11 protein-coding genes and 1 pseudogene are annotated in these 10,251 nt (G+C 70.4%); all 12 read left to right on the top strand.

Annotated elements, in window-relative coordinates:
* A pseudogene (locus AC08ON_RS06600) lies at positions 1–218 on the top strand (nitrogenase component 1); the annotation flags it as partial.
* A complete protein-coding gene (gene nifX, locus AC08ON_RS06595) occupies positions 212–646 on the top strand; it encodes a nitrogen fixation protein NifX (RefSeq protein WP_011438837.1) in 435 nt (144 codons plus the stop codon). The pseudogene AC08ON_RS06600 and the gene nifX, both read left to right, overlap by 7 nt.
* Positions 643–1,086, top strand: coding sequence for a NifX-associated nitrogen fixation protein (locus tag AC08ON_RS06590; protein ID WP_476607089.1), 444 nt, complete (start codon positions 643–645; stop codon positions 1,084–1,086). The genes nifX and AC08ON_RS06590 overlap by 4 nt, the downstream gene beginning before the upstream one ends.
* Complete coding sequence (locus AC08ON_RS06585) at positions 1,076–1,327, top strand: CCE_0567 family metalloprotein (RefSeq protein ID WP_476607090.1); 252 nt, start codon at positions 1,076–1,078, stop codon at positions 1,325–1,327. The genes AC08ON_RS06590 and AC08ON_RS06585 overlap by 11 nt, the downstream gene beginning before the upstream one ends.
* Positions 1,324–1,779, top strand: a complete 456-nt coding sequence (gene nifW, locus AC08ON_RS06580) for a nitrogenase-stabilizing/protective protein NifW (RefSeq protein ID WP_011438834.1) — start codon at positions 1,324–1,326, stop codon at positions 1,777–1,779. Before AC08ON_RS06585 ends, nifW begins: the two co-directional genes overlap by 4 nt.
* Positions 1,776–2,135: a nitrogen fixation protein NifZ gene (locus AC08ON_RS06575; RefSeq protein WP_476607091.1), complete on the top strand. Its 360-nt coding sequence runs from the start codon at positions 1,776–1,778 to the stop codon at positions 2,133–2,135. Before nifW ends, AC08ON_RS06575 begins: the two co-directional genes overlap by 4 nt.
* Positions 2,132–3,700: a nitrogenase cofactor biosynthesis protein NifB gene (gene nifB, locus AC08ON_RS06570; RefSeq protein WP_476607092.1), complete on the top strand. Its 1,569-nt coding sequence runs from the start codon at positions 2,132–2,134 to the stop codon at positions 3,698–3,700. Before AC08ON_RS06575 ends, nifB begins: the two co-directional genes overlap by 4 nt.
* Complete coding sequence (locus tag AC08ON_RS06565; RefSeq protein WP_476607093.1) at positions 3,697–4,317, top strand: iron-sulfur cluster assembly accessory protein; 621 nt, start codon at positions 3,697–3,699, stop codon at positions 4,315–4,317. The genes nifB and AC08ON_RS06565 overlap by 4 nt, the downstream gene beginning before the upstream one ends.
* A 47-nt stretch (positions 4,318–4,364) precedes the next feature.
* Complete coding sequence (locus AC08ON_RS06560; RefSeq protein ID WP_476607094.1) at positions 4,365–5,201, top strand: HesA/MoeB/ThiF family protein; 837 nt, start codon at positions 4,365–4,367, stop codon at positions 5,199–5,201.
* On the top strand, positions 5,198–6,568 hold the full coding sequence (locus AC08ON_RS06555; protein ID WP_476607095.1) for a cysteine desulfurase family protein: 1,371 nt from the start codon (positions 5,198–5,200) through the stop codon (positions 6,566–6,568). The genes AC08ON_RS06560 and AC08ON_RS06555 overlap by 4 nt, the downstream gene beginning before the upstream one ends.
* A 114-nt stretch (positions 6,569–6,682) precedes the next feature.
* A complete protein-coding gene (locus AC08ON_RS06550; RefSeq protein ID WP_476608514.1) occupies positions 6,683–8,686 on the top strand; it encodes a 2-oxoacid:acceptor oxidoreductase subunit alpha in 2,004 nt (667 codons plus the stop codon).
* Positions 8,683–9,750, top strand: coding sequence for a 2-oxoacid:ferredoxin oxidoreductase subunit beta (locus tag AC08ON_RS06545; protein ID WP_476608513.1), 1,068 nt, complete (start codon positions 8,683–8,685; stop codon positions 9,748–9,750). The genes AC08ON_RS06550 and AC08ON_RS06545 overlap by 4 nt, the downstream gene beginning before the upstream one ends.
* Positions 9,751–10,251 lie beyond the last annotated feature (501 nt).

The raw sequence follows: 10,251 nt of genomic DNA, 5'->3' as shown, positions 1-10,251 counted from the left end.
TGGCCGGTACCGCCGGGTACGCCGGAAGCCTGCGCCTGCTCATCGACGCCGCGAATCGTCTGCTCGATCACGAGCACGTGCACCGCCGTCCCGGGCGGAGGTTCTCCGTGTCCGGCGCGGGTGGACAGCCCGCCCACCGGACCGAGATCCCTACCCAGCCCGGCTCCGCGGGTGAATCCGATCAACTCGACAACCTGTTCCAGGAGTCTCCGTGTTGAAGATCGCCTTCGCGACCAGCGACGGCACCGCTGTGGATCAGCATTTCGGGTGGTGCCAACGGTTCGACGTGTACGAGGTCGGCCCCGAGGGGGCCAGGTTCCTGGAGACCCGCGCGCTCGACGCGGCGCCGACGGACGAACAGGACAAGATCGAATCCAGGCTCGCCGCGGTCTCGGACTGCGCGATTCTCAACATCAGTGATATCGGCGGGACGGCCGCGGCGAAGGTGGTGAAGGCCCGGGTTCACCCGGTGAAGGTGGTCAAGGGCACCGCCATCCCCGAGCTGCTCCGCCGCTACACCTCGACGCTGGCCGGCAATCCTCCGCCCTGGCTGCGCAAGGTGCTGCGGTCCCACGAGCCGCAGCCGGCGGCGACCTGGACCCGCGGCGGTGCTACGGCCCTGAAGCCCAAGGGGGACGCGGCATGACCGCGAAGACCGGTTTCCTTGGCGACCTGGTCGACCAGCTGCGCGCCGGGGACACCTACGGCCAACTGGAACGGTTCTCCGACGAGGACCTGCTCCGCCCGTTCATCGTCACGCGGGAGCAGCGCCGCAAGATCGCGGTGAACTGCGACATCGACGCCGCCGTAGAGGGCCGGGTGCGCTCCTTCTACCAGGCGGTCGCGGCGGCCACCGAGAAGGCGACCGGGGCGTTCACCACCACCGTGCTCGACCTCAGCCACGAGGGGTTCGGGCGCGTGATCATTTGTGCCGGGCGGCTCGTCGTCCTCTCCGACGCGCTGCGGGACGTGCAGCGGTTCGGCTTCGGCTCCATGGACGAGCTCTCCGCCCGGGGCGAGTCGATGGTGACCGGCGCGACCAAGCAGATCGAACGATGGAACGAGGTGGCCCGCGATGACTCCTGACGCCCAAGCCGCCGACGCCCAAGCCGCCGACACCCCGGCAGGGGGCGCCCCGGCCGACACCGAGCTGCGGCTGCGCAAGCTTCGCAGCCGGGCCTCCCAGCTCAAGCTCGACCTGCACGATCTCGCCGAGGACCTCCCGATCGGCTGGGAGGGCCTGCTCGACGCCGCCCGCCGCACCTACGACGCCTATGCGGAGATCGCCCTCCTCGAGGGCCTGCTCGAGAAGGAGACATCGCGATGAGTGTGAGCATGGCCGCCGGCCAGCTGGCGGACTTCCGCCGCTGTTCCACCGCCGAGGAGTACTTCATCCTGCTGGACGTCGACTACGACCCGCGAGTCCTGGCCGTCAACCGGCTGCACATCCTCCGGTACTTCGCCAACCAGCTGGTCGAGCTGCACGACACTCGGACCGAGGCCGGGAACCCGGTGGAGCTGCTGCGGGAGTATCGCGACGCGCTCATCCGCTCCTATGAGGCCTTCACCACCGCCTCCGCCCTGGACCACCGCCTGTTCAAGGTGCTGCAGGACCGCGCGCCGCAGTCGTCGTTCGTGCCCGCGTCGTCGATCACCGTCGAGCGGCTGACCCCGACGGTGCCCCAACCGTCGGCGCCGTCCGACCCGGTGGAGCCGTCCCAGTCCGCCTGGCCGCACCACGCCGCCGCGTCCGCCGACTACCTGGGTGGAACCCGATGAACAGCACCTACGACGTCGGCGACATCGTGGTCGCCGTCAAGGCATTGCGTAACGACGGCACGTATCCGGACCCGGCGATCGCCGTCGGTGAGGTTCTCGTCGAGGCCGGCACCCGTGGCCAGGTCATCAACGTCGGCCTCTACCTGCAGGAACACATCGTGTACGCGGTGGCCTTCGACCACGGCCGCATCGTCGGCGCGCTGGAACGTGAGCTCGTCTCCCCCGAGCGGTGGCAGCAGGCCGCGGCTGTCGCAGCCGGTACCGCCGCACCCGCCGCGACGACCACCGCGACCTCCTCGGCGACCGCTCCGGCCAGCGGCACGGCGACCGCCCGGGGGAAGGAAGGGCAGTCGTGAAGGCAACCCCCGTCAGCCTGCCGATGCTGCCCACCGACCCGGCAGTCGAGATCCTCCGGCAGGCCACCGGGCCGGCGCCCGACACCGCCGCCGGCTGCGCGAGCAAGTCCAGCTGTGGCACCAGCGCTCCGGTGTGGGACCCGGAGATCGCGGAGAAGATCGCCAATCATCCCTGTTACAGCGCCGAAGCCCACCAGTACTACGCCCGGATGCACGTGGCGGTCGCCCCAGGTTGCAACATCCAGTGCAACTACTGCAACCGCAAGTTCGACTGCGCCAACGAGAGCCGTCCCGGCGTCACCAGCACCCTGCTGTCCCCCGAGGACGCCCTCGCCAAGGTCAAGCTGGTGGCCAGCGAGATCAAGCAGATGAGCGTGCTGGGGATCGCCGGCCCCGGCGACCCGCTGGCGAACCCGAAGCCGACCTTCCGGACGATGGAACTGGTGGCCCGGGACTGCCCGGACATCAAGCTCTGCCTGTCCACCAACGGGCTGACCCTGCCGGACCACGTCGACCGCATCGCCGAACTGAACGTCGACCACGTCACCATCACGATCAACATGATCGACCCCGAGGTCGGGGAGCGGATCTACCCGTGGATCGCCTTCCGCGGCAAGCGGTACACCGGCCGGGAGGCGTCCCGGATCCTCTCCGAGCGTCAGCGCGAGGGCCTGGCGATGCTCACCGAGCGGAAGATTCTCTGCAAGGTCAACTCGGTGTTGATCCCCGGGATCAACGATGACCACCTCGTCGAGGTCTCCCGGAAGGTCAAGGAGCTCGGCGCCTTCCTGCACAACGTGATGCCGCTGGTGTCGGCGCCCGAGCACGGCACCCACTTCGGCCTGACCGGGCAGCGCGGCCCCACCCCGCAGGAGCTCAAGGCGCTGCAGGACCGCTGCGAGCAGGACGACGGCGCCGAGATGAACATGATGCGGCACTGCCGGCAGTGCCGCGCCGACGCCGTCGGCCTGCTCGGTGAGGACCGGGGTGAGGAGTTCACTCCCGAGGCGTTCCGTGGCCGTGAGATCGAATACGACCTCGAAGGCCGCCGGCAGACGCATAGCGAGATCGAACGGTGGCGCTCCGAGGCGGCTGCCACCCGGGGAGCGCTGAACATCTCGACCGGCGCGGTCATTCCCTCCGGCCCGGGCGCATCCCCCGATGAGGGCACCCCGGCCGGGGCCCGCCCGGAGAACGTCGTGCTCGTCGCTGTAGCGACCAAGGGCAGCGGCGTGGTGAACCAGCACTTCGGTCACGCGACCGAGTTCTGGATCTACGAGGGGGGTCCGGGCTGGGCCCGGCTCGTGCAGACCCGCGACGTGGACCGCTACTGCAACGGCCCGTCGGACTGCGACGAGGACGCCTCCAAGCTCGACAAGACGGTCGCGATGCTGTCCGACTGCGCGGCGGTGTTGTGCAGCAAGATCGGCCTCGGACCGCGCGAGGCGCTCGAGAATGCCGGGATCGAACCGGTGGAGCTCTACGACCTGATCGAGAAGGCGGTGGCCGAGGTCGGCTCCCGCCTTGTCGCACATCGTGCCGAAGCGGAGGTTGCCGTCCGATGAGCGCCACCACCCCCACCGTCGAACTGACCGACCGGGCCGTGAAGCAGGTCCGTCACCTGCTCGCCTCGACCCCCGGCACGGGCGGGTTCAGCCTGCGGATCGGCGTCGACCCCGGTGGCTGCGCCGGCTTCACCTACAACCTGGCGCTCGTCCCCGGTGCCGAGGCCGAGGACGTCGTCATCGGCCAGGACGGCTTTGACGTCGTCGTCCACTCGTCGATGGTTCACCTGCTGCGCGGGCTGCGCGTGGACTACACCGAGACGCTGACCTCCTCCGGGTTCACCTTCCAGAACCCGAACGCGACCAGCTCCTGCGGCTGCGGGACGTCCTTCGGTGCCTCGGACTCCACCGAGCGCACCGCCGCGGACGCCCGCCTGCGTGAGCAGGTCGAGGAGATCATGGAGGAGATCCGGCCCTTCCTGCGGGGAGACGGCGGGGACGCCGAGGTCGTCGCGACTCTCGCCGGCAACGGCGAGCCCGGGACGGCGGAGGTGCACCTGCGCCTTACCGGAGCCTGCGGCGGGTGCTCCGGCGCCACCGCGACCCTGACCGGCGTCATTGAGAGCCGGTTGAAGGAGGCCCTGCCCGAGATCGGCCGGGTCGCGCTGGTGTCCTGACAACCCACTACTTGATCACCTGTTCGGCCTAACCCGGGGAGCGCCCGATGGTCACCGCCCGATTCCGTTCCCACCCGCGTCTGCTGGGGTCCATCTGTGCCGGGCCGCCGGCACCGTACCCATCCCGTCGGCAGGCGCCGTCCGTCTTCGACCCGAATCGACGGTACGAGCGGCAGTTGGGTATTCCGGGCTTCGGAGTGTCCGCTCAGCGGCGGCTCAGCGGCGCGACCGTCCTGGTGGCGGGGGTGGGCGGGGTCGGCGGAGCGGCGGCGACCTACCTGGCCGCCGCCGGCATCGGCCGGCTGATCCTGGTCCATCCGGGCGTTCTGGAGGAGCCGGACCTCAACCGGCAGACCCTGATGCGGCCCGACCGGGTGGGCGACGCCCGGGTGAAGTGCGCGGCCGACACCCTGCGCGCACACCACCCGGACGTCGAGATCGTCGCCCTGGACCGGGATCTGACCGATCCCAGCCTGCCCCGTCTGATCGCCGAGGCGGACGTGGTGGTCGACGCTCGGCACAACTTCCCCGAGCGGTATCTGCTCAACCGGCTGTGCCTGGCGACGCAGATCCCCCTGGTCGTCGCCGCGATGAACGCCACCGAGGCGTATCTGCTGGTGGTCCGGCCGGGTTCGCCCTGCCTGCGGTGTGTGTTCCCGGAGGGGGACCCGTCCTGGGAGCCCCTCGGTTTCCCGGTGCTCGGCGCGGTCGCCGGAACGGTGGGCTGCCTGGCTGCGACCGAGGCGCTGAAGATCGCCGGTGGATTCGCCGAGCCGGCGGTCGGCCGGCTGATCCACCTCGACCTGTGGGACACGGACCTGCGTACGCCGCGGACCCGGCGCGATCCCGCCTGCGTGGACTGCGGCTCTGGAGGCGCACCGTGATCTATCTTGACCACAACGCGACGACCCCGGTCGACCCGGAGGTTGTCCGGGCGATGCTGCCGCTGCTGCGGGACCACTTCGCGAATCCGGCCAGCTCGCACCCGGCGGGGCAGGCCGTCGCCCGGCTCGTCGAAGGAGCCCGGCGGGACGTGGCGAACCTCGCCGGCGCCCAGCCGCGTGACGTCATCTTCACCAGCGGGGCGACCGAGGCGGCCAACCTGGCGATCGCCGGGGTCCTGGCCACCGCCCCGCCGTCCTGCCGCCGCGTACTCGTCGGAGCGACCGAGCATCGGGCGGTCCTCGCCGCGGCGGAGGCCGCGGCGCGGGTGCACGGGGCGATCGTGCAGACCATCCGGGTTCATCCCGACGGCACGATCGACCTCAATCATCTGCGCGCGCTGCTGCAACCGGTATGGGGCGGTTCCGCCGTCGCGGGGGGCTCCGCGATCGCGGGGAACGGGGGGGTTCTCGGGGCCTCGGTCTCGAAAGTCGCCCTGGTGGCGGTGATGACGGCGAACAACGAGACCGGGACGCTGAACGACCCGCGGCCCATCGCCGAGCTCGCCCACGGGGCGGGGGCGTTCTACCTCGCCGACATCACCCAGACACTGGGCCGGATGCCGGTCTCGGTCGCGGACGCCGGCATCGACCTCGCCGTCGCGTCCGCGCACAAGCTCTACGGGCCCAAGGGCACCGGCGCGCTGATCGCCGGCCGACACGCCCGGTCGCAGCTGGCACCGCTGATCCACGGCGGTGGGCAGGAACGGGGCCTGCGCGCCGGCACGGTCAACACCGCCGGGGTGGTCGGCTTCGGCGCCGCGGTGCGGATCGCCGCCGCGGTGATGGACGACGAGGCCCCGCGGCAGCGGGCCCAGACCGAGCTGCTGCACGATCTGCTCGTCGAGTGGCTCGGCGTCGATGCCGTCGAGCTAAACGGGCCGAGTGAGCGCGGCGGGGGCCGCGAATGCCGGCTGCCGAACACCATCAATCTGCGGTTCGTCGGTGCCGACGCCGACGCCGTCCAGGCCTGTCTGCCGGACGTGGCGGTGTCCGCGGGCTCCGCCTGTCACGGGGGCGGCGCCGAGCCGTCCCATGTGCTCACCGCGATGGGCCGGTCGACCACGGCGGCCATGGAGAGCCTGCGGTTCAGCGTGGGCCGGTTCACCAGCGTCGATCAGATCCACGCCGCCGCCGCCGCGGTGGCTCGCGCGGTGCTGCGCGTGCGTGCCCTGGAGCAGAACCGGTCGAACGATCTCTTCGACGGCCCCACCACCGAGTTCCGGGCGCAGGAGATCCCCACCGACCGGGTGTTCTCGCGGGCCCTGCGCATGCCCGAGGTGCCCGCCCCCCGATCTGCCTATCCCTGACCCGTTCCCCCCACGCTTCCCTGACCCCGCTTCCGTGCTGTCAGCGTTGCCACGCGCGGTTCCGCTCGCCCGGCGCGGGCGTGCGTAGCTGAGAAGTTGAGATGAGGTTTCGCCATGCCAACCGAACAGTTGTCCGAACGACCCGATCCGGGGGTCACGCAACTGGAACACGTGGTGATCCGTTTTGCCGGTGACTCCGGCGACGGGATGCAGCTCACCGGTGACCGGTTCGGCGCCCAGGCCGCCGCGGGCGGCAACGACGTGGCAACGTTGCCGAACTACCCGGCGGAGATCCGGGCGCCAGCCGGAACCGTGGCCGGGGTGTCGAGCTACCAACTCCACATCGCTGACCACGACATCAGGACCCCGGGCGACCGGCCCGACGTTCTGGTCGCCATGAACCCCGCGGCGCTCAGGGCGAACATCGCCGAGCTGCGTCCCGGCGGGGTCCTGATCGTGGACACCGACGCGTTCACGGTGATGGGCCTGGAAAAGGCCGGTTACGAGGCTGATCCCCTGACCAACGGGTCGCTGGACGCCTACCACGTGCACGCGATCAACCTCACCGGTCTCGCCGCCACGGCCGTCGCCGAGTTCAGCCTGAAGCGCAAGGACGCCGCCCGGACGAAGAACATGTTCGCGCTCGGCCTGGTGTCCTGGATGTTCAGCCAGCCCATCGAGGACACGATCGCCTACCTGCAGAAGCGGTTCGCCGCGAAGCCGGACGTGCAGGCCGCGAACATCGCCGCGCTGCGGGCCGGGTGGATCTACGGCGACACCACCGAGGCCTTCGCGCTCTCCTACGAGGTGAAGCCGGCCAAGCTGCCCGCCGGCACCTACCGGCACATGAAGGGCAACAAGGCGATCGCCTACGGCCTGGTCGCAGCCGCGCAGCAGGCCGGGATGCCGCTGTTCCTCGGCGCCTACCCGATCACTCCCGCCTCCGACATCCTGCACGAGCTGAGCGCGCTCGCCTCCTTCGACGTGCGCTCCTTCCAGGCCGAGGACGAGATCGCCGCCATCGGTTCCGCGATCGGCGCGTCCTTCGCCGGGATGCTCGGCGTGACCGTCACCTCCGGTCCCGGGATGGCCCTGAAGACCGAGGCTCTCGGCCTTGCGGTGATCATGGAGCTGCCGCTCGTCGTCGTCAACGTGCAGCGCGGCGGGCCGTCGACCGGTCTGCCGACCAAGACCGAGCAGTCCGACCTGCTCCAGGCCCTGTACGGCCGGCACGGCGAGGCGCCGCTGCCGGTGATCGCGGCGCGTTCGCCCGCGGACGGCTTTGACGCCGCGCTGGAGGCAGCCCGGATCGCGCTGGCCTACCGCACCCCGGTCATCCTGCTGTCCGACGCCTACGTCGCCAACGGCAGCGAGCCGTGGCGGGTGCCCGAGACGGCGGAGCTGCCCACCATCGGGATCGATCTCGCCACCGGCCCGAACGGGGTGGACGAGGCCGGTAACCCGATCTTCCTGCCGTACGTGCGGGACCCGATCACGTTGGCCCGCCCGCTGGCGATCCCGGGTACCCCGGGGCTCACGCACCGCATCGGCGGTCTGGAGAAGGCCGACCTGACCGGTGCGGTCTCCTACGACCCCGACAACCATGACCTGCTGGTCCGCACCCGACAATCCAAGATCGATAACATCGACGTGCCGCTCCTGGAGGTCGATGATCCCAGCGGGCCCCCCGGATCCGGCGCCGATGTGCTGGTGATCGGATGGGGCTCGACGTGGGGGCCGATCGGTGAAGCCTGCCGCCAGGTGCGGCGCGACGGCATGAAGGTCGCCCAGGCGCACCTGCGCCATCTCGCCCCGTTGCCGGCGAACCTGGCCTCGGTGCTGTCGGAGTACCACACCGTGCTCGTCCCCGAGATGAACCTCGGGCAGCTCGCCGGACTCCTGCGCCAGGAATGCCTGATCGACACCGTCGGCTACAACCAGACCCGCGGCATGCCGTTCCGGGTCGCCGAGCTTACCTCCGTCATCAGCCGGATCATCCAGGGCATCGACGAGGAGCCGTCGGCGGATGCGGCCTCGAAGCCGGTCGGGGACGTGAGCGCCCGGTTGAACGCACACCTTGGTCCGAAGCTCGGCACGGCCGGGGAGGCAGGACGATGATCTCGCTGAATGGTGGATCCGGAGAACCGTCGGGTGACTTGGCGGGACGGCCGGCGCTGACCGCGCAGGACTACATGACCGGCAACGAGGTCCGCTGGTGCCCCGGCTGCGGGGACCACGCCATCCTCTCGACGATGCGGGGTCTGCTGCCGGCCCTCGGCGTCCCGCCCGAGAACATCGTGATCGTGTCCGGTATCGGGTGCTCCTCGCGGTTCCCCTATTACCTCGACACCTACGGCATCCACTCGATCCACGGCCGGGCGCCGTCCTTCGCGACCGGTGTCTCGATCAACCGGCCGGACCTGGCGGTGTGGGTCGTAACCGGTGACGGCGACGCGCTGTCGATCGGCGGTAACCACCTTATTCACGCGCTGCGTCGCAACGTGAATATCAAGATCATGTTGTTCAACAACCAGATCTACGGTTTGACGAAGGGTCAGCATTCGCCGACCTCCAGGATCGGCACGATCAGCCCGTCGAGCCCCCACGGGTCGCTCGACAACCCGTTCGACCCGGTTGCGCTCGCGCTCGGCGCCGGCGCAACGTTCGTCGCCCGCACGATCGACTCGGACCGTCGCCACCTCACCGCCACCCTCACCGCCGCCGCGGCGCATCAGGGAGCGGCGCTGGTGGAGATCCGGCAGGGCTGCCCCACGTTCAACGCGATCCCCCGTCAGCCGAAGCGGTCCGATGCCGGCGCCGCCGGGGCGAAGGGCGAGCAGGGGCCGATCCGGCTCTCGCCCGGTATGCCGGTGGTTTTCGGCGTGGACGAGCAGTACGCCGTGATCCGCGACCCGGCCACCGGGGAGCTGGCGGTCGGGCACAGCGGTGACCCCCGCGTCGTGGTGCACGATCCGACGGTGGAGAACTCGACCTATGCCTACGCCCTGGCCCAGCTGGCGCAGGCGGAGTTTCCGGAGCCGCCGATCGGCGTCTACCGGTCGGTCTCGCATCCCGTGTTCGACCAGCTGTTCCAGGAGCGGCTGGCGACCGCCCGGCCCGGCGGCCTGGGCGATCTGCGGACGTTGCTCCAGGGCGCCGACTCCTGGACGGTGGCCGGATAGGTCGCAGCCGGGTGACCTACGGCCGGGATGAGACCTATGGCTGAGGCGAACCGGACCGATGGACGGTCGTCGGGTGGATGCTCGGGGGGCGGGGGGATCAGGCCTGTCAGGGCTGGCCTGATCCCCTCAGGGGTCCGTTACGGTGCCCGCCCCGGCCTCGGCCCGGAGTGATTTCGGTTCCGGCCCCACGTGGTTTCCGTCATGTTCTCCGGCCGCCTGGCGATGACGCCTGCACGCCGTTTTCCGGGATTTTTGTCACGCCGCCTTCTCGTCAATCGACATTCCGCGGCGGGTCATCTGGTCGACGGTACGACCGGTCGACATCACCCGTCAGGAAACTCGTCGGGAAACCCGCAACTCTGCTTCGGCCTCGGCCCCTGCTTCGCCCCCGAAATGTAGAGGGCCGGTGCCCGGACGGGGTGGGTCCTGAGCACCGGCCGTGGGCCGGCGGTCTCGCTGACGCCGTGGCCGCGTCAGCCTTCGCCGGCGGCTTGTCTCGTC

The organism is Frankia sp. CoWAU3 (genome assembly GCF_977971855.1).
This window is presented reverse-complemented; position numbering and strand designations above follow the sequence as displayed.